At 65.5% G+C, this 20,569-nt stretch carries 22 protein-coding genes and 1 other RNA gene; 9 read left to right on the top strand and 14 right to left on the bottom strand.

The window, feature by feature from the left end; genetic code table 11:
* The first annotated feature begins 183 nt into the window (after window positions 1-183).
* The 6 genes from E2F46_RS11035 (at window position 184) to E2F46_RS11010 (ending at window position 7,062) form a co-directional block, all read left to right on the top strand.
* Window positions 184-1,587, top strand: a complete 1,404-nt coding sequence (locus E2F46_RS11035) for a replicative DNA helicase (RefSeq protein WP_133322134.1) — start codon at window positions 184-186, stop codon at window positions 1,585-1,587.
* A gap of 10 nt (window positions 1,588-1,597) precedes the next feature.
* Entirely contained in the window at window positions 1,598-2,722 is a 1,125-nt protein-coding gene (gene alr / locus E2F46_RS11030) for an alanine racemase (RefSeq protein ID WP_133322133.1), read from the top strand.
* Window positions 2,723-2,755: 33 nt separating this feature from the next.
* Entirely contained in the window at window positions 2,756-4,171 is a 1,416-nt protein-coding gene (locus tag E2F46_RS11025) for a cryptochrome/photolyase family protein (protein WP_133322132.1), read from the top strand.
* 58 nt (window positions 4,172-4,229) lie between these two features.
* Window positions 4,230-5,699: a WS/DGAT/MGAT family O-acyltransferase gene (locus E2F46_RS11020; RefSeq protein ID WP_133322131.1), complete on the top strand. Its 1,470-nt coding sequence runs from the start codon at window positions 4,230-4,232 to the stop codon at window positions 5,697-5,699.
* Window positions 5,700-5,823: 124 nt separating this feature from the next.
* A complete protein-coding gene (locus E2F46_RS11015) occupies window positions 5,824-6,498 on the top strand; it encodes a YiaD family glycine zipper/OmpA-like lipoprotein (RefSeq protein ID WP_133322130.1) in 675 nt (224 codons plus the stop codon).
* A gap of 258 nt (window positions 6,499-6,756) precedes the next feature.
* On the top strand, window positions 6,757-7,062 hold the full coding sequence (locus E2F46_RS11010) for a hypothetical protein (RefSeq protein ID WP_133322129.1): 306 nt from the start codon (window positions 6,757-6,759) through the stop codon (window positions 7,060-7,062).
* A gap of 9 nt (window positions 7,063-7,071) precedes the next feature.
* Here the strand turns inward: E2F46_RS11010 and E2F46_RS11005 are convergent, their stop codons facing one another.
* From E2F46_RS11005 to ssrA, 13 genes are all read right to left on the bottom strand, one after another.
* Window positions 7,072-10,098, bottom strand: a complete 3,027-nt coding sequence (locus E2F46_RS11005) for a tape measure protein (protein ID WP_133322128.1) — start codon at window positions 10,096-10,098, stop codon at window positions 7,072-7,074.
* A 225-nt stretch (window positions 10,099-10,323) separates the two neighbouring features.
* The gene (locus tag E2F46_RS11000) at window positions 10,324-11,517 is read right to left on the bottom strand and encodes a phage major capsid protein (RefSeq protein ID WP_133322127.1); all 1,194 of its coding nucleotides are present in this window, start codon (window positions 11,515-11,517) and stop codon (window positions 10,324-10,326) included.
* On the bottom strand, window positions 11,514-12,152 hold the full coding sequence (locus E2F46_RS10995; RefSeq protein ID WP_133322126.1) for an HK97 family phage prohead protease: 639 nt from the start codon (window positions 12,150-12,152) through the stop codon (window positions 11,514-11,516). Before E2F46_RS10995 ends, E2F46_RS11000 begins: the two co-directional genes overlap by 4 nt.
* A 123-nt stretch (window positions 12,153-12,275) precedes the next feature.
* Window positions 12,276-12,545: a hypothetical protein gene (locus E2F46_RS10990; protein ID WP_133322125.1), complete on the bottom strand. Its 270-nt coding sequence runs from the start codon at window positions 12,543-12,545 to the stop codon at window positions 12,276-12,278.
* Window positions 12,542-12,736 (bottom strand): hypothetical protein, encoded by a 195-nt coding sequence (locus E2F46_RS10985; RefSeq protein ID WP_133322124.1) that lies wholly within the window; start codon window positions 12,734-12,736, stop codon window positions 12,542-12,544. Before E2F46_RS10985 ends, E2F46_RS10990 begins: the two co-directional genes overlap by 4 nt.
* Before the next feature lie 278 nt (window positions 12,737-13,014).
* Window positions 13,015-13,341, bottom strand: a complete 327-nt coding sequence (locus E2F46_RS10980; protein ID WP_133322123.1) for a helix-turn-helix domain-containing protein — start codon at window positions 13,339-13,341, stop codon at window positions 13,015-13,017.
* Entirely contained in the window at window positions 13,331-13,528 is a 198-nt protein-coding gene (locus E2F46_RS10975; RefSeq protein ID WP_133322122.1) for a hypothetical protein, read from the bottom strand. Before E2F46_RS10975 ends, E2F46_RS10980 begins: the two co-directional genes overlap by 11 nt.
* On the bottom strand, window positions 13,525-13,797 hold the full coding sequence (locus tag E2F46_RS10970; RefSeq protein ID WP_133322121.1) for a hypothetical protein: 273 nt from the start codon (window positions 13,795-13,797) through the stop codon (window positions 13,525-13,527). Before E2F46_RS10970 ends, E2F46_RS10975 begins: the two co-directional genes overlap by 4 nt.
* A complete protein-coding gene (locus E2F46_RS10965) occupies window positions 13,794-14,021 on the bottom strand; it encodes a helix-turn-helix transcriptional regulator (RefSeq protein ID WP_133322120.1) in 228 nt (75 codons plus the stop codon). Before E2F46_RS10965 ends, E2F46_RS10970 begins: the two co-directional genes overlap by 4 nt.
* Before the next feature lie 80 nt (window positions 14,022-14,101).
* A complete protein-coding gene (locus tag E2F46_RS10960; protein ID WP_133322119.1) occupies window positions 14,102-14,644 on the bottom strand; it encodes a hypothetical protein in 543 nt (180 codons plus the stop codon).
* A gap of 172 nt (window positions 14,645-14,816) precedes the next feature.
* Window positions 14,817-15,044, bottom strand: coding sequence for a hypothetical protein (locus E2F46_RS10955; protein WP_133322118.1), 228 nt, complete (start codon window positions 15,042-15,044; stop codon window positions 14,817-14,819).
* Window positions 15,045-15,112: 68 nt separating this feature from the next.
* Window positions 15,113-16,336, bottom strand: a complete 1,224-nt coding sequence (locus E2F46_RS10950) for a tyrosine-type recombinase/integrase (protein WP_133322117.1) — start codon at window positions 16,334-16,336, stop codon at window positions 15,113-15,115.
* 163 nt (window positions 16,337-16,499) lie between these two features.
* Window positions 16,500-16,853: a transfer-messenger RNA gene (gene ssrA, locus E2F46_RS10945) on the bottom strand.
* Between the two features lie 124 nt (window positions 16,854-16,977).
* Here ssrA and E2F46_RS10940 point away from each other — a divergent pair.
* A complete protein-coding gene (locus tag E2F46_RS10940) occupies window positions 16,978-19,233 on the top strand; it encodes a CHASE domain-containing protein (RefSeq protein WP_165967438.1) in 2,256 nt (751 codons plus the stop codon).
* A 113-nt stretch (window positions 19,234-19,346) separates the two neighbouring features.
* On the opposite strand, the gene smpB is transcribed toward E2F46_RS10940, so the two are convergent.
* Window positions 19,347-19,841: an SsrA-binding protein SmpB gene (gene smpB / locus E2F46_RS10935; RefSeq protein ID WP_133322115.1), complete on the bottom strand. Its 495-nt coding sequence runs from the start codon at window positions 19,839-19,841 to the stop codon at window positions 19,347-19,349.
* A gap of 37 nt (window positions 19,842-19,878) precedes the next feature.
* Here smpB and E2F46_RS10930 point away from each other — a divergent pair, with 37 nt between their 5' ends.
* Both E2F46_RS10930 and E2F46_RS10925 read left to right on the top strand, forming a co-directional pair.
* Window positions 19,879-20,307, top strand: coding sequence for a type II toxin-antitoxin system RatA family toxin (locus E2F46_RS10930; protein WP_133322114.1), 429 nt, complete (start codon window positions 19,879-19,881; stop codon window positions 20,305-20,307).
* Between the two features lies 1 nt (window position 20,308).
* Window positions 20,309-20,569, top strand: coding sequence for an RnfH family protein (locus E2F46_RS10925; RefSeq protein ID WP_133322113.1), 261 nt, complete (start codon window positions 20,309-20,311; stop codon window positions 20,567-20,569).

Here is a 20,569-nt window from a genome sequence, read left to right as displayed (position 1 = left end):
CGGACGGGCGCCTTCGGGCGCCCGCTTCCGTTGCGGCGCGCGATCGTCGCAGGATCTGCGATGCCCACCGGTTATCCACAGCGTTATCTGCAACGCTTTACGGCCGGGGTGGTTACGATGGCAGTCCAGTCCATCGCACCACGGGACCGCGAAGACGGTCCCGACACGGGAGTCACTTTTCAGATGTCAGCGCGCCCGGAGTTCCGGCAGGACCGGTCCGACAGTCGTATCGAGCAGCTCCGCGTGCCGCCACAGTCGATCGAGGCCGAACAGGCGGTCCTCGGCGGCCTCATGCTCGCGCCCGAGGCCTACGACCGCGTCGCCGACCTGCTGGTCAAGGACGACTTCTATCGGCGCGACCACCAGCTGATCTGGCAGGCGATCTCCGAGCTTGCCGAAAAGAGCCGCCCCTACGACGCGGTGACGCTGGGCGAGTGGTTCGATTCCAAGGGCCTCTCGGAACAGGTCGCCGGTGGCGCCTACCTGGTCGAGCTGGCCAGCACCACGCCGTCGGCGGCGAACATCAAGGCCTATGCCGACATCGTGCGCGACAAGGCGGTGCTGCGGCAGTTGATCGAAGTGGGCACCGAGATCGTCAACGATGGCTTCCAGCCCGACGGCCGCGAGAGCGGCGAGATCCTCGCCAAGGCCGAGCAGCAGGTGTTCCGGATCGCCGAGGCGGGCGCGCACGGCAAGCAGGACTTCACGCCGATCCGTCAGGCGATGCAGACCGCATTCGACCTGCTGCAGAAGCGCTACGACGCCGGCGGCGGCGTCACCGGGCTGTCGACCGGCTATGACGAGTTCGACCAGATGACGGCAGGGCTGCAGCCGACCGACCTGATCATCCTCGCCGCGCGACCGGCCATGGGCAAGACCACGCTCGCGCTGAACATCGCCGAGTACGCCGCCATCAACCCGAACAACAAGAAGTCGGTCGCGGTGTTCTCGATGGAAATGTCGAGCGACCAGCTGGCGCTGCGGCTGATCTCCTCGGTCGGCCGCGTGAATGCCACGCGCCTGCGGACCGGCCAGCTCGAGGACGAGGACTGGAGCCGCGTCAGCAGCGCCATCTCGCTGATCAAGGGCTCGAAGATCTTCATCGACGACACGCCGGCGCTCTCGCCGGAAGTCCTGCGCGCCAAGGCACGACGGCTCAAGCGCGAGCACGACCTCGGCCTGATCGTCATCGACTACCTGCAGCTGATGGCCGTGCCCGGCAACAGCGAGAACCGCGCCACCGAGATCTCCGAAATCTCGCGCTCGCTCAAGGCGCTGGCCAAGGAACTCAAGGTGCCGGTGATCGCGCTGTCGCAGCTCAACCGCTCGCTGGAAACCCGCACCGACAAGCGCCCGGTGATGGCCGACCTGCGCGAGTCGGGCGCCATCGAGCAGGACGCCGACATGATCTGCTTCATCTACCGCGACGAGTACTACAACAAGGATGCGTCGCCGGACAAGGGACTGGCCGAGATCATCATCGGCAAGCAGCGTAGCGGCCCGACCGGTGCGTTCAAGCTGAAGTTCTTCGGCGAGTACACGCGCTTCGACAACCTGGCGCACGACTCGATCGGCAGCTTCGAATAGCATCCTCCGGATGAACCTCCCGGTCGCGCAGCGTCCCAGCCGCATCGTGGTCGACCTCGACCGCATCGCCGGCAACCTGTGCGCGATCCGCGCCCACGTCGGCGTGCCGGTCATGGCCATCGTCAAGGCCAATGCCTACGGTCACGGGCTGGTAGCGGTGGCGCGGCACCTGCAGGCGCAGGGCGCGGAGCGTTTCGGCGTGGCCTTCGTGGAAGAGGGCATCGCGCTGCGGCAGGCGGGCATCACCCTGCCGATCCTGGTGATGGGTGGCATCTTCGGCCACCAGGTGTCGCAGTTCCTCGCGCACGACCTGGAGATCACCGTGTCGTCGCTGGACAAGCTGCGCCAGGTGGAGGCCGCGGCCGAAGCCGCCGGCAAGCGCGCGCAGGTGCACCTGAAGATCGACACCGGCATGGAGCGCATCGGTGTGCACAGCTACTCGTGCGGGCCGTTCATCGAAGCGGCGGTCGCCTCGCGCTGGTGCGGACTGGCCGGCGTGTACTCGCACCTGGCCTGCGCCGACGATCCCGCGTCACCGATGACCGCGCTGCAGCTGGAGCGCTTCCTTGAAGCCTGCGGGCACTTCACGCGGATTGGTGCGCCCATGCCCGTGCGCCACCTCGCCAACTCCGGCGGCGTGCTGCATTTCCCGGACACGCACCTCGACATGGTCCGTCCCGGCATCGCGCTGTACGGCGTGCTGCCCGATGCCGCGTCGCGCCGGACGATCCCGCTGCAACCGGCGCTGTCGCTGGTCTCGCACGCGGTGTACTTCAAGGTGGTCAAGGCGGGCAATCCGGTCAGCTATGGCGCCACCTGGGCGCCGTCGCAAGACACCCGCGTGGTGACGGTGCCGGTGGGTTATGGCGATGGCTATCCGCGTGCGCTGTCGTCGCGAGGGCAGGTGCTGATCCGGGGCAAGGCCCATCCGATCGCCGGACGCGTCTGCATGGACCAGTTCATGGTCGACATCGGCAAGGACAGCGCGTGGAACGAGGACGAGGTGGTGCTGGTCGGGCACCAGGGCGACGTGTCGATCAGCGTGGAAACGCTCGCCGAGGCCGCCGGCACGATCCCCTACGAGATCCTGGTGGGCCTTAACGAACGCATCCCCCGCGACTACCGCAGCGATTGACGCAGTTTCCACCTTGGCAGGCGATACTGCGCCATGGCCAACGCACTGGTGTGGTTCCGCAGCGACCTGAGGCTTGCCGACAACCCCGCGTTGCAGGCGGCGCTGGCGGCCGGCCAGGTGCCGGTGTGCGTATACATCCACGCGCCGAAGGAAGCGGGCGAATGGCGGCCGGGCGCCGCATCGGACGCGTGGCGGCATCGTTCGCTGCAGGCGCTGGACGCCGACCTGCGCAGCCGCGGCAGCCGCCTGCGCATCTTCCGCGGTCCCAGCCTGGCGATCCTGCAGACGCTGGTGGATGGCTTCGAGGCCGAGGCGGTGTACTGGAACCGCCGCTACGAGCCTGCGTCCGAACGGCGCGACGCCGAGGTCAAGAAGGCGCTGCGCGGGCAAGGACTGCAGGTCGAAAGCTTCAATGGCGCATTGCTGTTCGAGCCTTGGCAGCTCGCCACCCGGCAGGGCGATCCCTACCGCGTGTTCACCCCATTCTGGCGCAGCGCGCTGGCGGACTGGCGCGAGCATGCACTGCACGATGCGCCGAAGGACTGGCCGGTGGTCGATGGCGGCATGGAAGGCGTCGAACTCGACGCGCTGGCGCTGGCGCCGTCGCCGCGCTGGGATTCCGGGTTCTGGGAAGCCTGGACACCGGGCGAGGCGGGTGCGCGTGAAGCGCTGGAAGTCTTCATCGATGGCGCGCTGCGCGGCTACCGCACCGATCGCGACCGACCCGATCGCGTCGGTACGTCGCGGCTGTCGCCGCACCTGCACTTCGGCGAGATCGCGCCGTGGCGGATCGTGGCTGCGCTGGAAGCGGAGCGCACGGCGGGCACTGCGACCGATATCGACGGGTACGTGCGCGAGTTGGGCTGGCGCGAATTCGCCCACCACCTGCTGCACCATTTCCCGAAGACGGTCGACACCAATCTCAACCCGAAATTCGATGGTTTTCCGTGGGCTCGTCGCAACGGCCGCATGCTCGAGGCCTGGCAGCGCGGGATGACCGGCGTGCCGATCGTCGATGCCGGCCTGCGCGAGCTGTGGCACACCGGCTGGATGCACAACCGCGTGCGCATGATCGCGGCCAGCTACCTGTGCAAGCACATGCGCCAGCACTGGCTGGAAGGTGCGCGCTGGTTCTGGGACACGCTGGTCGATGCCGACCTCGCCAACAACACACTCGGCTGGCAATGGGTGGCGGGCACCGGTGCCGACGCCGCGCCTTACTTCCGCGTGTTCAACCCGGCGACGCAGGCGCGCAAGTTCGATCCGGATGGTCGCTACATCGCGCGATGGGTGCCGGAACTCGCCGGACTGCCGCCGTCGGCGATGCACGAACCGTGGAGCGACCCCGCGCTGCTGCGCAGGCACGCGCCTGACTACCCTTCCAGGCCCATCGTAGACCTGGCCGAAGGTCGCGAGGCGGCACTGGCGGCCTACCAGTCGATCCGCTGACACCGCCAAATTGACGCTCCGTCCGGGGCCGTGATTCACTCGCGGCGACGGAGGGGGCATGGCGAAGCAGGACAAACGCGGCAGTCCGAAGCGTGAGGCGATGTCGAAGGTCGATACCGCCTGGCTGCGCATGGAGCGCGACACCAATCCGATGATGATCACCGGCGTGCTGATGTTCGCCGAGGCACTGTCGCTGGACGAGCTGAAGCGCATCATCCGCTCCCGGTTCCTCGCTTACGCACGGTTTCGGCAGCGCGCGGTCGACAGCGGCGCCGGCGCCTTGTGGCTGGACGATGACGCCTTCGACCTCGACTGGCACGTGCAGTCGATGGCGCTGGCGGGGCGCTCCCCGGGCAAGCGCGCGCTCGAACGGCTGGCGGGCACCCTGGCATCGACCCCGCTCGACAAGGCGCGGCCGCTCTGGCAATTCCATCTGGTCGAACAGTACCGCGGCGGATCGGCGGTGATCGCCCGAATCCACCACTGCTACGCGGACGGAATCGCGCTGGTGCAGGTGTTGCTGTCGTTGACCGATACCGCACCGGAGGCAGGTCGTGACGAAGATCTCGCCAACGCATGGCTGAAGCAGGATGGTGCCGGCGTGGCGCGCCGCGTCGGTGCAGTTCAGCGCTACACGCGACTGGGCGGCAAGATGCTCGGCAAGGGCATGGAGATGGTGCAGGATCCGTCGCTCGCGGCCGTGCTGGCGAAGGAGGGCGGCGAGATCGGCAAGGAGTTGCTGCAGGCGCTGGCCCTGCCGGACGATCCCGCTACGTTGCTCCGTGGCCGTCTGGGGACCCGCAAGCGCGTGGCCTGGGCCGAGCCGCTGTGCCTGGACGAGGTGAAAGCCGTCGGCCGTGCCTGCGGCTGTACCGTCAATGACGTGCTGATGGCGGTCGCCGCCGGCGCCCTGCGCGCGTACCTGCAATCGCGCGGCGAACCGGTGGACGGGCTTTCGCTTCGCGCCACCGTGCCGGTCAACCTGCGTCCGCTGGAGCACGCCCGCAAGCTGGGCAACCACTTCGGGTTGGTGTTCCTTGACCTGCCGGTGGGCGAGGACAACCCCATCCGGCGGGTAGAGTACGTCGCAGAGTGCATGAAGCAGTTGAAGAATTCTCGACAAGCCATTGTCGCATATGGCTTGTTGGCCGCGCTAGGCATGGCGCCGCAGCCGCTGCAGGAAATGGCGCTGGAACTGTTCAGTCGCAAGGCGACCGCCGTGGCGACCAATGTGCCCGGGCCGCAACAGCCGCTCTACCTGGCCGGCCGACGCGTCGACGAAATGATGTTCTGGGTGCCGCAAACCGGTTCCATCGGGTTGGGGCTGTCGATCCTGAGCTACAACAACCGGGTCCATTTCGGACTGATCGGGGACGGCCGGCTGGTGCCGGACCCGGATGCAGTGGCCAACCGCTTCCAACCACAGTTCGAAACCCTGCTGTATCTCGCGCTGATGGGCGGCTGGGACCGGGACTTTGATTCAACGGACGCTGAAGCGGTATTGCGCAGCTATGTGCTATCCCCCTGATTTTCCGTGCTCGCATTGGGGTTTGTGAAGGCTGTTCGGGTTGCCGTCATCCGACCTTGATCCCGCCGTGGTTAGCTTGTGCCGGTCATCACAACGGCGGCCCTGCCGCACCATGGAGCACGACATGCGCAAGAGTCTCGTCCTCGCCACCACTGCCCTGACCAGCGCCCTGATGCTGGCAGGCTGTGCCACCTATACCGGCCAGACCACCGATCCCGACGACCCCAACCGTACCCGCACCGGCGCGCTGGTGGGCGCAGGCATCGGTGTTGCTGCGGGTCTGTTGAGCGGCTCGAGTGCCACCGAACGCCGCCAGCGCGCCATGGTGGGTGCCGGCGTGGGCGCCTTGGCCGGCGGGGCCATCGGCGCTTACCAGGATCGCCAGGAAGCCGAGTTGCGTCGCCAGACGCAGGGCACCGGCATCGTGGTCGATCGCGAAGGCGACATCATCAAGCTCAACCTGCCGGACGGCGTGACCTTCGACTTCGGTCGGGCCGATTTGAAGTCCCAGTTCTACCCGGCGCTCAACAATGTTGCGTCCACGCTGCGTGAGTACAACCAGACGATCGTCGAGGTGAGCGGCCATACTGACAGCGTCGGTACCGATGCCGTCAACCAGCGCCTGTCCGAGCAGCGTGCCCAGAACGTGGGCAACTACCTGATCGGCCAGGGGTTGCAGCGCGAGCGTTTCGAGATCGTCGGGTTCGGCAAGCGCTACCCGGTGGCCGACAACAGCACTGAGCAGGGCCGCGCCCTGAACCGTCGCGTCGAGATCCGCATCGTGCCGCTGCAGTCCTGACCGACGCACGGCAAGCGACAACGAAAAAGCCCGCGCGAGCGGGCTTTTTCGTCTCTGGAAGATGGTGGGGTGGGGCCACCCGAAAACTCGCCGCAACGGGCTGATTTGCGCGAACTTTTCCGAAGCAGGGAAGGGTGCATACCCCCGTTCGTACCCCCGGAATATTTGGTTGCCAGGGTTCAATTCCGGGCGATACCCCCAAGGTGGATCAGGCAGTTGGCCGGCGTAAGATGACATTCGTTTGGGTGGAGCGGCGAAATGGCTGACCAAGATGCAGCACCAGATGAGATCGGACACCTAGTGTCGGTGAACTCTCTTGTCGCTATCGCGTTGGCGCTCGCCGCCAAGAATCACCCTGACCCGCGTGGTTTGCTTCTCGATATCATCAGGGACACCGAAGAAGACCTCGGCCATCAGATTGCCAAAATGCGAGGCATCGTCGATGACGCGAAGATTGAGTTGATCAGGGACGCGGCTCAGCACAATACGATCGCTGTCGGAAAGATGGCCGATGCGCACCTTCGGCATATGGGGGTCCCGCCAGCCGAAAGCGCGGATCACTGATCAGAGGCTTCACATCGCCTCCCGAAGTCCGAAGCGGCTTTTGGTTGCGCTGGCCACGATGCCGCCTTGGTCGATGTTGTTGGAGACGATCGAGAGCACCAGCCTCTCCAGAATCCTGCCGTCCGGCTGCCGCTCTGTCTCTCTACGCGCTTCCACACGATCGTTGCCGTGGTTGTTCACGATCACCTGCAACTGCCCGCCGGCACCACCACCAGCGGCCTTGTTCATCAGTGGCGAGACCACGCCGCCCTGAGCGCCAGTCATCAGGATCTGCCGGCCACCCATCTGCAGCAGCTCCGGGCCGTGCTCGGTGACGTCGTAGGCGCTGTACGGGCGTACCTCACCGCCGCCGGCGCGCTTCCCGTCCGTGGTCATGGCGGACCCCATGCCCCGAATGAAATTGCCCCAGCCGCCCTGGCCTTGGTAGCCGGTCATCGCGATGCCGACGAGCTCGAACAGCCTTGCGGCCGCGGCCTCGGCCAGCATGCGCCGGATCGCTTCCGAGAAGCCCTTCACCATGCCGTTCACGCCGTCCTCGAACGGGTTGAACAGGAAGTCAGCGAAGTGGCCCTGCATGTTCCTGGCGGCCTGGTCGGCCATCACCGAGATCGAATTGAAGCGCTCACCAGTCCTGCTGGCGTGCTCGGCTGAAATCTTCTCGATCTCCGCGTCGACGACGGCCATGTGGTCCAGCCAGTCCAGCCACTTCGCGGCTTCATTGAGCGAGAGCTTCTGCGCATCGGTGAAGTCGCGTAGCGAGCCGGTGGCGGTGTCGTATGCCATCGCGGCAGCGCGGCCCACCTCGCCGTGCAGGGCGATCTCACGCGCCTGTGCCGCCGCCATGTCGTTGTACTGCTCCAGGCGGCGCTCGGCGATCTTCTCCGCTTCGTTGGTGGCCTTGGTCGCCTCTCGGGTCGCTGCCGCGGCGTTCCGCGTTGCCTGAGCGTTCGCTTGCTGCGCCGCTTCAGTCTTGCGGATCAGCCGGACGCCGAGTTCGATCTGCCGGTTGTACTCCGCGCGCTGTTCTGGGGTCAGCGCATCCACGCCGCCGGCCGCGTTGATCTGCTGGCCGATCTGCACCCTGAAAGCTCTCTCGGCACCATCCCGGATGCGCACCAAGTTGACGATCTGGCTGTCGGTGCTGCTGCTGAGCGAGCGCAGGTTCTGGTCGACAGTGGCGACAGCGTTTGCCAAGCCAGTGAGCGCTGCGGTACCGGCGCCCGCCTTGCCGGCGAGATTTCCGGTCGCGGTACCGGCCTCTTCGCTTGCTGCCTGCATGCCGCCCAGGCGGCCGCGGTAATCATCGGCCGAGCGTCCGGACTGCTGGAACGCTGCCGCTTCCTCGATCAGCAGCTTGGCCAGGCCAGGCGAGATCTTGCCTTGCGCTTCGAACCGGCGAATGCTTGCCACCATGTCGGTTGCGGCCTGGTCGATCGACAGCGCACCGGCGCGCACGTTGTTGTCGATCTCGGTGAAGAAGTCGTACATCACGGCGCCGCCAGAACTGCGAAGGCGCTGCAGGCTCAGCTCGTAGGCCTTGGTCTGGCGATCGAGCTCCTTCTGCGCATCCATCTGCGCGATGGCCTGCTGCGCGGTACCCAGCTCCCGGTACTTCTCGATGATCTCGTCCAGCGGTCCTTTCATGTCACGCAGGGAGCGCGTGGCGTCGTCGGCGTTGTCCCGGAACATGAGCCAGCCCGCGGCTACAGCACCCACCGTCATCGCAAGGCCAGCAGGGCCACCGAACACACCCATCGCCAAGCGGCCTGCTGCAGCCATCCTGCTCTTCGCAGCAGCGTTCGCGTTCTCTGCCGCCGTCAGGCTGTTGATGCTCGCCAGATGCGCCGCGTTGGCGCGTGAGGCGTTGTCCGTCGCAAGCTGCAGGCGGCGGGTCGCGTACTCCAGTTCGGTCTTCGTCGTGGCCTCGGCCACCATCCCCGCGTAGAAGGCCTTCTGCTGGAACATCCGCGACTTGTGCATCGCGGCTTCCACTACCGAATGCTGGGCATCGGCAACGCGGGCCGCGGTCAGCGTCTGCTGAGCGGTGCGGGCTTCCATCATGCCGCGGGCCATCTGCACCGCATCGCGGCCAGCCAGGATCATCTTGCTGCCGACCAGACCGACGCCGCCGGCGATGGCCGCCGTGGCCAGCAGGTCCATGTGCTTGGTCACCAGCGCGATGCCATCGACCAGCGTTGCCGTGGCACCCGTCGCGGTGTTGGCGCCGCCGGCCCACTTCTGCATCGCGTCCAGGAAGCGATTGGTGGCGTCCTGCACCGTGGTCGGCATCCGGTCCACTTCCTCGCCCAGCTTGCCCATCTGCGAGATCAAGGCGGGCACCACCACCTGCGCCGTCAGCTGGCCGTCACGGGCCATCTGCTGCAGCTCGCCGGTCGTCTTGCTGAGGGCATCGCCAAGCGCTTGTGCGACGCGAGGCGTCTGCTGCAGCAGGGTCTGGAAGCGGTCGACATTGATCCGACCATCAGCCATCGACTTCGACCAGGCATCCATCGCCGACCGGCTGCGCTGCGCATCGGAAGCACCGGCCACCAGCGCCAGGCCCAAGGCCTCGGCGGAATCGAGGGTCTGCGAGATCGAGAAGCCCAGCTCCTGCATCGGCCGGGCGTTGGCGGCGAACTGGTCGGCGGCCTCCGAGTACCGGCGGAACGTGCGGCTGGCGATCTCTTCGAGCCGCTCCTGCGCCAAGCCGAACTCCGCACTGCTGGCGGTGGCGTTCTGGATCCTCGCGCTGATCTGGCCGTAGTCGTCGGCCATCTGGATTAGCTTGCCGGCACCGAACAGGCCTGCCGCCATGCCGACGTACCGGCCAAGGGCCTGCTGGGATGCCTCCAGCGCCGTGGCGTGTGTCTTGGCTGCCGCGGTCTGCAGGTCCCATGCGCGGGTCCCGTCTTTGCCTGCTCGCGAGACCGTGTGCCCGAAGCTCACCGCATGCTGAGAAGCAGCAGCCATTTCGCGCTGGTAGGGCTTGGTATCCGCGGTCACGCGACAGATCAGTTCACGCAGGCTGCTGGCCATGGGACCTCCTTTCGGCTCGCGAATTCGCGCTTTTCAAAATGCCAGTTCGACGCTGAAAACAAGGGATTTTTCCCCTGAAATCACCCGTTTTCTGATTATTCAAATCACGGGAAAAAAAGTTGCGCGTGGGGGGAGTACCGGTTTACGCCGAAGGCGCTTTTTTGCTTTCGACCCACCCCTCCCGCCGAACCCGGCCACTTGGGCCGGGCTGCGGATCAGGCGCGATCAGGGAGCCTGGGTCGCTGCGGTGATGGCTTCCGTGAAGTCGCCGTAGATGAAGGCGTTCGGCTTGTAGACCGCAAGGGCCAGTCGCTCTTCGGCGAGGATCATCACCATGTTGCGGGTGAAGAAATCTGCATGCTCGGTAGCCACCTCAATACGCGCCTGCCAGCGGTCGAATACCTGCGCGCCTCGCTGGCCATCACCGACGAGGAACTTGCCGGGGGCGATGCCCTTGGTCGGGACCACTGCCGTCTGCCACAGGCGGGCCACTTGCTCTGCCGAGAACGGGCCGTTGGCGAGGTAGCGACCCTGGTTATCCTTGAGTGCCTGCAGGCGACGCCAGTCCAGCGGGTTGATGGCGATGAAGTCGGCCTCGAAGTCCGCCGCCTCGTTCTGTGCGATCGCCAGCAGCAGCACGTCGATCATCGTGGGCGCCGGCACGGAGAACGGTGCAGCGAATGCAGTGGCCTGCGGCACGATGCCCAGGATGTTGGAGCCGCTGCCATTACCGTTGAGCAGTTGGAGCTCTTCGACATCCTGGAGCATGTAGCGCAGCTCGCTGTCGACCAGAGATGCCAGCATCGGCGCATCCGACATGATCTGGCGACTGGCCGGCAGCGTCACCGCGATGGTGCGCACCGGAGCAGTCTGCAGGTCGAAGGTCAGCGCGGCTTCCGGCTTGAGTCCAAGCTCAGCAACAGTCGTTGCGGCGTTGGTGCGGGTCACCTGCTTCACGAACTCCACCGAGCTCGAGTCCGTGCGGCCGGCAGCGAGCACATCACGAATGCGGATGCGGCGCTGCTGGAGCATCGTCGCGCCCGGAACGCGGGTCGGCGTCACCAGGTCACCGGCAGAGGCAGGATCCAGCGTCAGGGTCGACTTGATGGTCACGCTCGCGGTGCCGCGGCCTCGCTCCTGCAACGAGCTGAACTCGTCGCTCTTGATGAAGATCTGGCCTGCAGTCTCCGCGGAGAATCCGCCACCGAAGCCCTCTGCGAGGTTCGCCATCTTCGCGATCACTTGTTCCGTGGCTTGGAGATTGGCTCGCAGCTCGGCGTGTTGGCTGTCCAGCTCCTCTTGGCGCTTCTCGATGCCATCGACTTTCTCGGCGGCTTTGCGGACCAGTGCGACGGTCTGGTCTTCCTTCTGGACGTTCAGGACGCGGAGTCGCGGGTTCTTCTTCAATGCGGTATTCATGGGGTTGCTCCGATCAGTTGGCGAAGTGCGGCGTTGAGTTCGTCGCCCTCGTTGGAATTGGAATCGATCACGGGCCAGGCGGCGTGGGCGGTTTTGCGTGCAAGGCGGTTGGGCATGCCGGCAACATCTCTGAGCAGCCGCTCCAGATCGCGCTGGGTACTGACGTCGGTCCAGGACTTCACATCGCTGATGCGGGCGCCGAAGTTCTTGCCCTGTAGGCAGAGGCTCACCTCTTCGAGCTTCATGTCGAAGAAAACGTGGCCGCTGCCGTACTTCTCGGCCATGGCCTCTGCGCCGATCGACAGGCACGGAAGTTCACCCGACTGCATCTTCTCCATGGCGCCGCGCCCGATGGTGCTTCCCATGTCGACCTGGCCCGTGACCTCGAGGCCTCGGTCTGTGAGATGCATATCGACGATCGCACCGGCCAGAAGACCCTTGTCGTGCTCGATCAGTACGTCGGGACGCGTGCGCGCCTTCGTGTGCCGCTCGATCGCGGACTCGATGGCAGAGGGCAGGATGATGTCGCCCGAGATATCAGGCTGGTGCGCGAGCGACCAAGCAACGCCTTCGAAGCGTCCCTGACCAAGGGCTTTCACAGAACGGAATGGGGTTGTTCGTGCGAGCACGCGCATTACCTCAGCAGGCTGACCAAGTGGACTCATTGGCCGCTGCCGGAGCGCGTCGCTCGCGTCTTGCGGTATCGGGACTGCTGTCGCCGATGTAAGTAGATTGGAGATGGCCTGCGGCGATGTCAATCACTGCAGGGGAACTCCTGCATCGGCGACGGTCATGATTCGCCTCAGCTGCCCCTGATCGTTGATCGTCGCCCACCAGATCGTCGGACGATGCAGGTCGGTCTCGATGGCGATCACCATCCGTTCGCCGCGATCCAGACACTGGGCAATCTTCGCGGCGAGCTCTGGGTTCGTTGCCTCCAGCTTGGCCAGCATCGCGATCCAGAGCGCGGTTCCGGTTTCGGTGAAAGCCCGGGCTGCATGCTCGATCTTCCTGTCGGTGTCGGTCATTTCTGCTTCCCAGTGGTGAGTGCCTTCCAGGCAATCTCGGCTTGGACATGCACCGGCAGCTTTCGCCACTGCTGCTCGTGCGGTAGGCGCTCTGCGACAGCCTCCGCTTCCTTCTTCGGTGATCCGGCTCGCATCAGCTGCTTGGCCAGCGCGCGCTTCGTCAGTGCGACCTTCAGGGTGTGGTTGGTCATGCCTTTCTCCTGGTGACGCTCTTGGCTTCTCAGCTCTTCGTGTTCTTGGTCATCAGGGGATGCGATCTGCGAAGCAGATTGCCCCCAGTTCTTGAATTGAGTTCTTGAATCAAGTTCTTAAAGCAAGTTCTATGGGCTCATTTCTGACACCAGTTAGGTGTCATCGGTGACACCGGTCGGTGTCATCCCTGCTACCGGTTGGTGTCATTGGTGACACCACCGCAAACCGTTTCGAAACCCTTCCGCCGCTCCCAAACTGGTGTCATCGGTGACACCGGTCAGAAAGTGAAACTGGTGTCACACCTGACACCGGTCGGCAGGTCTTCGACGTCCGTGATCGAGTAGACGTTGGAACTGCCATGTCGGCGCTCAACGCTCAGGTATCCGAGCCTCTCAAGGCGATCAACCGCCCTCACTGCCGTGCTCTTCGAGATTCCTGCCTTCGAGCAGATCTTCTTCATGCCGGGCCAGGCATCTCCGTCTGGGTCTACATGGCCGAGGATCACCGAGAGCACGACGCAGTGCCCGCGGCTGAGCGAAGGGTTCTTCAACGCATGCTCGATGATCTGGTAGCGCGAGAGCAGGTTGTAGGGCTCATGTGGCATCCGCGCCGGCCTCGCGCTGCAGTGCCTCACGCAGGCGCAGGATCGTCTGCTGAGCACCGCGGAGATTGATCAGCGCGCGCTCGCAACGCTCCGGCGTGCAGTCTCGGGATAGGTCTGCCATCTGACCGGACAAACCCTCGCCGATCTCCGGAAGCTGGCCACGGATGTGGTCGGCGACGATGCTCATGCCTGCACCTCACCCAACGCGCGATTGATCTCCTTGATCGCGGTGTCGCAGTTGTCGCGCATGCCCTTGCAGAAGCGCAGATGCTGCTCAGCGCCTCCGATCGCGTCGGCGAACTGCTTCCGCATCTCCATCTGCGAGGTGCGCATCTCGCGCAGCACGTTGCGCCCGTTCGGCGTTGCGAGGATGCCTTGCACCTCGTGCCGGCTGAGCGGGTCGGGAACGTGTGGGCACTGCGTCGGCGGTGCCGGCTTCTTTCGTCCGAAGATCATGCGGCGCCAGCCTGATCGCGTTGCGCGACCGCTGCAGCGAGGAATGCATCGATCTCGGATTCCAGCCAGCCCGTCGAGTTGGGGCCGAGCTTGATCGGGCGTGGGAAGGTGCCAGCTCTGGCACGCTTGTAGAGCGTCGGGCGCTTCAGCCCCGTGCGCTCGACGACCTCAGCGATCCGTAGGACGCGGTCGCCCTTGCTGGGCAGGGTAGTGCGGGTTTCCATGGGCGCTCCTGTTGATCCGTGATTACCCGGCAATCGCCGGCAGGGACAGGTTGGAGCGCCATGAAGAGGGTGTCACTGAACTACTTTTTTTCTTCTGTTCCCCAGAAGAATTCTTCTAGCACCGCGATCTGCTCGGGGTACTTCTTGAGCAGGTTCCAGATGGCTTTGTCTGACTTCCCGAGTTCGTCAGCAACTTCCAGCACCGCGTTCGTCTTGTTGAGGCCTTTGCCCCTGATCTTCTCGTGGAGCATCGGGATCACTTGAGCGGGATCGATTTCAGGCTCAGGCCCTTTGCGCGGTGGCTTGAGGTAGACCTGGGAGGCGTACGCACGTACGGCGCCAGCAATCCACATGCGTTCCATGCTCGTTAGCGAGTCATCACCGCGCTCGACGCGATCGGCGAACTCGAGAAATGCGCGCATCGAAGAGAGCGCCTTCTCCCGGTACTCTTGGTCGGTCACCAGACGCGGAATTCCTTCTTCCTTCGTAGTGTCGGGAGTCAGTGGGCTGTCAGGCAGGCGAATCGTGACGGCACCGAAGGTATACGCAGATGGCGCCGTGTACTCGCCGTTGCCGGCCCCCGCTTTCGCAGGGGCTTTCTTCGCTGGCCGCTTCGTGGTCACTTGCGTCTCGCTCGTTGCAGCCGCTCAAGCTCTGCCATGAAGTTGCGGGTGAACGTGCGTGCTTCCGTCTCGCTCATTGGTTGGCCCAGCTGTTCGTGCACTTGGCGGACCACTTCAACGTTGAGATCGACAGGGTTCCCGTGCTTCCATGGGAACTTCACCACGCGCGCAGTCATATCTGGCTACCGAGCATGATGCTGTCGTCGCCGCCGCGCCTGTTGCGGATTCTGCAAAGGTGTTGGGAAATTGCATCGCAGAGGTTTTTGAGGTGAGCGCCTGAATCACCAGACTCGTGGGGTGCCTCGTAGTTTCCGCCAACGAAGGCCAGAGAAAGAGCCTTGTTGAAATCGTCGATGTCATCCTCGGTGAGCGTGATGCTGGTTACACTGTGAATTGCCATGATCGAAGTCTCCTTTCGATTGTGGAAGGTGTGGCGGCGGTGATAGCGCACCGCCGTCGCACCGCTTGCTACCGGCGCGTGCCGGATCTCTTGAACTCTAGGACCTTGCCGGTGTCTTCGCGGCGGCGATCGAGGTAGTCGCTCCACGCCTGCATCATCTTGCGACGCTCGGCGAGGTGTGACGTGCGGTTGTAGGCCCTGCCGTTCGGATCCTTCACGGCATGCGCCAGCTGGTGCTCGATGTAGTCGGGCCGGTAATGCAGCACTTCGTCCAACAGCGTGCGTGCCATTGCGCGGAAGCCGTGCACGGTCATCGAGCCCTGTTCATAGCCCATGCGGCGCAGCGCCGCGGTGAGCGCGTTCTCGCTCATGGGGCGCTTCGGGCTTCGGCCGCCGGGGAAGACGTACTGGAACCGGCCGGTGAGCGGCTGCAGCTCCTCGAGGATCGCCACGGCCTGCTTCGACAGCGGGACCAGGTGAGGCTGGCGCATCTTCATCTTGTGCGCCGGGATGTTCCACTCAGCAGCCTCTAGGTCGATCTCCGACCATTCGGCCTGGCGCAGTTCGCCCGGGCGGACGAAGAACATGGGGGCCAGCTGCAGCGCGCAGCGCGTGACGTGGCCGCCCTTGTAGCCGTCGATGGCGCGGAGCAGGGCACCGACGCCCTCCGGATCCACGATGGCCGCGTGGTGCTTCTCTGGGGCCGGGGCGAGGGCGCCCTTGAGATCGGCAACGGGGTTGCGGTCGGCGCGGCCGGTGGCGATGGCGTAGCGCATGATCTGGCCGCAGTTCTGCAGGACGCGGTGTGCGCTCTCGATCGCGCCGCGGTCCTCAATGCGCCGGCCGACGCGCAGGAACTCCGGGGCGGTCAGGTCCGCCACCGGACGGCTGCCGATGTACGGGAAGACGTCACCCTCGAGCCAGGCTGTCACCTTGCCGAGGTAGTTCGGCACCCAGTCGCGCTTGGCCAACCATTCACGGGCGACCACTTCGAAGCTGTTGGCGGCACGCTCCACGCCGGCCGCCTTCTCGGCTTGCCGGTGCTGGCCGGGGTCGACACCGTTCGCGAGTAGCTTGCGCGCCTTCTCGCGCCGCTCGCGCGCCTCTGCGAGCGTCACGTCGGGGTAGGTGCCGTGGGCGAGTAGCTTCTCCTTGCCGGCGAAGCGGTACTTCTGGCGCCACCGCTTGCCGCCCGCTGGAGTGATCTCCAGGAACAGGCCGCCGCCGTCGAAGAGCTTCTGCGTCTTGTCGGTCGGCTTTGCTTTCCGGAGGGCGGTGTCGGTGAGCGGCATTGGGGGTATCCAGCCCGGGCCGAAGCCCTGATACCCCCAGTCATACCCCCATGATTCTGGTATTGCAAGAGCGGGGGTGATCCGGCAATAGACACAAAAAAGGCCGGAAACCTTGATTTTATGGGGTTTCCGGCCTTTCTTGATCCGTCAGTAGACGGGTTTCTGGTGGAGGTGGGGGGAATTGAACCCCCGTCCGAAGGCACTCCATCCCCGGCACTACATGCTTAGCGTTCCGTTAGGTCTCGTTCCCGGGCAGCACGGCACGCAAAGCGCACCCGGTCACCAGCCTGTTTTGTTCAAGCCGTGGCTGACAGGCAGCCGCCACGGCCGGTTCCGTGATGATGACCCTACATCCACGAGCACGGGCACAAGTGGGTTCGGGGCTTACGCCTTAAGCGGCGAGAGCGTAGTTGTCGTCGTTGGCAACTAGAGTTTTGCCGCTGGATTAACGAGGAAAGCTGCCCCCTCGGCATGCGCCAAGTGATTTCGCGACCCCCGTCGAAGCCAGTGCACCCCCGGGAGCGTCGATCACGCTGACAGCACGAGTATAGGGGCGGGTGGCCGCGGCGCAAGGTGGCTGGTATCGATCGAGGGCGCGCGTTCAGCACCGCCTCGCAATGTCCGCCGGGTATGCTGTGGACATGCAGGGAGAGACAGGCAAGCCGGCATCGACCCCGGTGGCGGCGACGCGCTGGCGTTTCCGCCGCGGCTACCTGCTTGCCGTCCTGGTGCTGGTGGCTTCCCTGATGGTGGTCGCGTTGTACGCGCGCAAGGCGAGCGAACGCGAGGACCGCCTGACCGAGGCCGAGTACGTCGCCATCGCAGAACGCACCGCGAACGCGCTGCAGGAGCGGATGTTGCGCTACGAGCTGGCGATCAGGGGGGGCGTGTCCCTGTTCGCATCCGTCTCCCGGCCAAGCGAACGGCAGTGGCAGGCGTACGTGGACGGGCTGAACCTCCATGCCCAGTTCCCTGGCCTGATGGGGCTGGGCTACGTGCCCTACCTGGACAGCGAGGGGCTGAAACAACTGCAAATGGAGAAGCAGCAGCAGGGAGACGGCCTGTTCGTGCTGCGACCTGCGGGCATCCGGGAGTTCTATGGCCCCATCGTGTTCCTGGAGCCACGTACCATCGCCAACCGGGAGGCGCTCGGCTTCGACATGTTTTCCGAGCCCGATCGGCAGGCGGCAATGGTCGCGGCGCGTGATACGGGGCAGGTCAGCCTGACCGCACCCGTTGCGCTGCTGCAGCTGACCGGCCAGGACGAGCGCACCGGATTGTTGCTGTATGCGCCGATCTACGCTGGCGGCGTCACCCCGTCGAGGCAAGCCTCGCGTCGCACCACGATGGCGGGCTGGATCTATGTGCCATTCGCGGTCAACGCCTACGTCGGGGGCGTGACGTCCGCTTCGCCCGGGCAGTTTGCACTGCGTATCGTCGATACTACCGCTGCACCTGCCGAGGTCTATCGCGACCCGCGGTTTTCCGGCGAAGTGCAGGGCGGCGCGTGGCGATATTCACTGGAGCGCGCCGTCTATGGCCGTACCTGGCGACTCGAGTTCGAGGAACTGGCACCATCGCGCAGCGCAAGGATCGACGACCTGCAGATGACCCTGGCGGCCGGGCTGGTGGTGTCGCTGCTGCTGTTCGCCGTGGTACTGAGCCTGGCACACACGCAGACGCGCGCGGAACGCATCGCCGCGCGGATGGCGGATTCGTGGCGCCGCAGCGAACTGCGATTCAGGAGCGCAATGGAGTATTCGGCGGCCGGTGTCGCGCTGCTCGATGCGGACGACCGGATCGTCGAGGCCAATCCCGCCCTCGAGGTGTTGTTCGGCGCGGCGCCGGACTCGCTGGGGGGCACGTCGCTCACGCAGCGTTTGCTCGATCCGGACGCTCCCTGGCGTGCCGAGCGCGGCCCGAGGGTCGCCGAGGATGGCGCGTACCGCACCACGCAGCGCGTGCTCGACGCGAAAGGCGACGAACGCAGGCTGCTGCTGGTGTTTTCCGCGGTTCCCGGTGATGCCGGTGGAGATGCCGCCTGGCTGGTGCAAGCCGAGGACATCACCGATCGGCTCCGTGCCGAGGAGCAAGTCCGCAGCATGAACCGGCTGCTGGAAGCGCGGGTGACGCAACGCACCCGTGAACTGACGCAGGCCAACCGCGAGCTGGAGTCGTTCGCCTACAGCGTGTCGCACGACCTGCGCGCACCGCTGCGCTCGGTGGAAGGGTTCGCCAGGGTGCTGGCCGAGCGCCATGCCGCGACCATGGACGAGGATGGCCTGGGCTATCTGGCGCGGATCCGCAACGCCGCACGGCGCATGGATGCGCTGATCGACGCACTGCTCAAGCTGTCGCGGATCGGTCGTGACACGCTGCGGCTCGACGAGCTGGACATCAGCAGGATCGCCAGCGACATCGTTGGCGAACTCCGCCAGGCCGAACCGGACCGCGAGGTCGAGGTATGGATCGAGGCCGGCCTGCGTGCCGCCGGTGATGCCGCACTGGTGCGCGACCTGCTGCAGAACCTGATCGGCAATGCATGGAAATTCACTCGAGAGTCCGCTGCGGCGAAGATCGAGCTCTGCGCTGCACCGGATCTCGCCGATGCAACGGCGCATGGCGCAGGGGAGGGGGGGCGGCTGTGTGCGTTCATTGTCCGCGACAACGGCGCAGGATTTGATCCGGACTACGCCGGCAAGCTGTTCCGTGCCTTCCAGCGCCTGCACGAAGCCGATCGGTTCGCGGGGCACGGCATCGGGCTTGCCACCGTCAAGCGCATCGTCGAGCGCCACGGCGGGCAGATCGAGGCCGACGGGCGTCCAGGCGAGGGCGCCAGCTTCCGCTTCACGTTGCCACACGTCGATGCCGCAGGGCACGAGCCGGACGCTGGCTGATCGACGCTACGCCCGTTCAGGGGTTTCGCGGCGCGCCGGCCATCGACACCACAACGGGCATGGCGAAACGTCGTCCGCACGCGATCGTCGCGCCTACCCACACGGGAAACGGATCAGTTGTTCTTGTTGTGGGCCCGCATCACGCGCTGCTTGTCGCGCTGCCAATCCCGGTCCTTGCTGGACTGCCGTTTGTCATGCGCCTGCTTGCCCTTGGCCAGGGCGAGCTCGGCTTTCACCTTGTTGCCCTTCCAGTACAGCGCGGTGGGTACCAGCGTGTAGCCGTCACGCTGGATGCGGCCGACCAGGGTGTCGATTTCCCGACGGTGCAGCAGCAGCTTGCGGCTGCGATGGGCGTCGGCCACCACGTGGCTGGATGCCGAGATCAGCGGGGTGATCTGTGCGCCGATCAGGAACAACTCGCCCTGCAGCACCATGGCGTAGCTTTCGCCGATGTTGGCCCGACCGGCGCGGATCGCCTTCAGTTCCCAGCCCTGCAGCGCCATGCCGGCCTCGAAACGCTCCTCGAGGTGGTACTCGTGGCGCGCGCGCTTGTTCAGGGCGATGGTCCTGTCGCCGTTTGCCTTATCCTTGCCGGTCTTCTTCGCCATCCCGCCATTGTCCCCGAAGCCGGCCACGCACGCGAGCATGCCCAGGATCGAACGCAGCGCCCTCGTCGAACATTCCGTCTGCCGGATGTTCGACCTGGTCAACGACATCGACGCGTATCCGCGCCGGTTCGGCTGGTGCGAGGCGGCCGAGGTGCTGGAGTCCGGCGACACGCGGTTGGTTGCACGGCTGGAGCTGGGGCTGGGTGGACTGCGCACCTGGTTCACCACCGAGAACACACTGGAGCGCCCGCACCACATCGACATGCAGCTGCGCGATGGCCCGTTCAAACGTCTCGAAGGGCGCTGGTCCTTCCACGCACTGGACGAATCCGCGTGCAAGGTCACCCTGGTGCTGGATTTCGAGCCGCAGAGCAGCCTGCTGCTGCCGGCGATGACGCTTGGTTTCCGCGGATTGGCCGACCGCATGGTCGACGACTTCGTGCGCGTGGCGGACCGGGGCGGCTGACATGCGCGTCTGCGTGGTCATGGCGTGGCCCGACCGCTGCCAGGGCGTCGAGCTGGTGCTCGAGGACGGCGCAACCGTCGCCGATGCGATCATCGCGTCAGGGTTCCCGCTGGACGGCATTGCGGGCCAGGCGGTGCATGGCGTGCGCGCCGAGCCTGCCACGACACTGCGCGACGGCGACCGGCTCGAGCTTTTGCGTCCCTTGCGGATCGACCCCAAGGACGCACGCCGCAGGCGCGCGCGGGCCCGCGCGCAGGACTAG

Origin of the sequence: Luteimonas aestuarii (assembly GCF_004357985.1) — a bacterium.
Lineage (GTDB): Bacteria > Pseudomonadota > Gammaproteobacteria > Xanthomonadales > Xanthomonadaceae > Luteimonas > Luteimonas aestuarii.
Note: the sequence above shows the minus strand (reverse complement) of the source record. Positions and strands in the feature narration are given on the sequence as shown.

Coding starts and splice junctions, on each gene's coding strand:
- E2F46_RS11035 (WP_133322134.1), top strand. CDS start 184: ATGTCAGCGCGCCCGGAGTTCCGGCAGGACCGGTCCGACAGTCGTATC.
- alr (WP_133322133.1), top strand. CDS start 1,598: ATGAACCTCCCGGTCGCGCAGCGTCCCAGCCGCATCGTGGTCGACCTC.
- E2F46_RS11025 (WP_133322132.1), top strand. CDS start 2,756: ATGGCCAACGCACTGGTGTGGTTCCGCAGCGACCTGAGGCTTGCCGAC.
- E2F46_RS11020 (WP_133322131.1), top strand. CDS start 4,230: ATGGCGAAGCAGGACAAACGCGGCAGTCCGAAGCGTGAGGCGATGTCG.
- E2F46_RS11015 (WP_133322130.1), top strand. CDS start 5,824: ATGCGCAAGAGTCTCGTCCTCGCCACCACTGCCCTGACCAGCGCCCTG.
- E2F46_RS11010 (WP_133322129.1), top strand. CDS start 6,757: ATGGCTGACCAAGATGCAGCACCAGATGAGATCGGACACCTAGTGTCG.
- E2F46_RS11005 (WP_133322128.1), bottom strand. CDS start 10,098: ATGGCCAGCAGCCTGCGTGAACTGATCTGTCGCGTGACCGCGGATACC.
- E2F46_RS11000 (WP_133322127.1), bottom strand. CDS start 11,517: ATGAATACCGCATTGAAGAAGAACCCGCGACTCCGCGTCCTGAACGTC.
- E2F46_RS10995 (WP_133322126.1), bottom strand. CDS start 12,152: ATGCGCGTGCTCGCACGAACAACCCCATTCCGTTCTGTGAAAGCCCTT.
- E2F46_RS10990 (WP_133322125.1), bottom strand. CDS start 12,545: ATGACCGACACCGACAGGAAGATCGAGCATGCAGCCCGGGCTTTCACC.
- E2F46_RS10985 (WP_133322124.1), bottom strand. CDS start 12,736: ATGACCAACCACACCCTGAAGGTCGCACTGACGAAGCGCGCGCTGGCC.
- E2F46_RS10980 (WP_133322123.1), bottom strand. CDS start 13,341: ATGCCACATGAGCCCTACAACCTGCTCTCGCGCTACCAGATCATCGAG.
- E2F46_RS10975 (WP_133322122.1), bottom strand. CDS start 13,528: ATGAGCATCGTCGCCGACCACATCCGTGGCCAGCTTCCGGAGATCGGC.
- E2F46_RS10970 (WP_133322121.1), bottom strand. CDS start 13,797: ATGATCTTCGGACGAAAGAAGCCGGCACCGCCGACGCAGTGCCCACAC.
- E2F46_RS10965 (WP_133322120.1), bottom strand. CDS start 14,021: ATGGAAACCCGCACTACCCTGCCCAGCAAGGGCGACCGCGTCCTACGG.
- E2F46_RS10955 (WP_133322118.1), bottom strand. CDS start 15,044: ATGGCAATTCACAGTGTAACCAGCATCACGCTCACCGAGGATGACATC.
- E2F46_RS10950 (WP_133322117.1), bottom strand. CDS start 16,336: ATGCCGCTCACCGACACCGCCCTCCGGAAAGCAAAGCCGACCGACAAG.
- E2F46_RS10940 (WP_165967438.1), top strand. CDS start 16,978: ATGCAGGGAGAGACAGGCAAGCCGGCATCGACCCCGGTGGCGGCGACG.
- smpB (WP_133322115.1), bottom strand. CDS start 19,841: ATGGCGAAGAAGACCGGCAAGGATAAGGCAAACGGCGACAGGACCATC.
- E2F46_RS10930 (WP_133322114.1), top strand. CDS start 19,879: ATGCCCAGGATCGAACGCAGCGCCCTCGTCGAACATTCCGTCTGCCGG.
- E2F46_RS10925 (WP_133322113.1), top strand. CDS start 20,309: ATGCGCGTCTGCGTGGTCATGGCGTGGCCCGACCGCTGCCAGGGCGTC.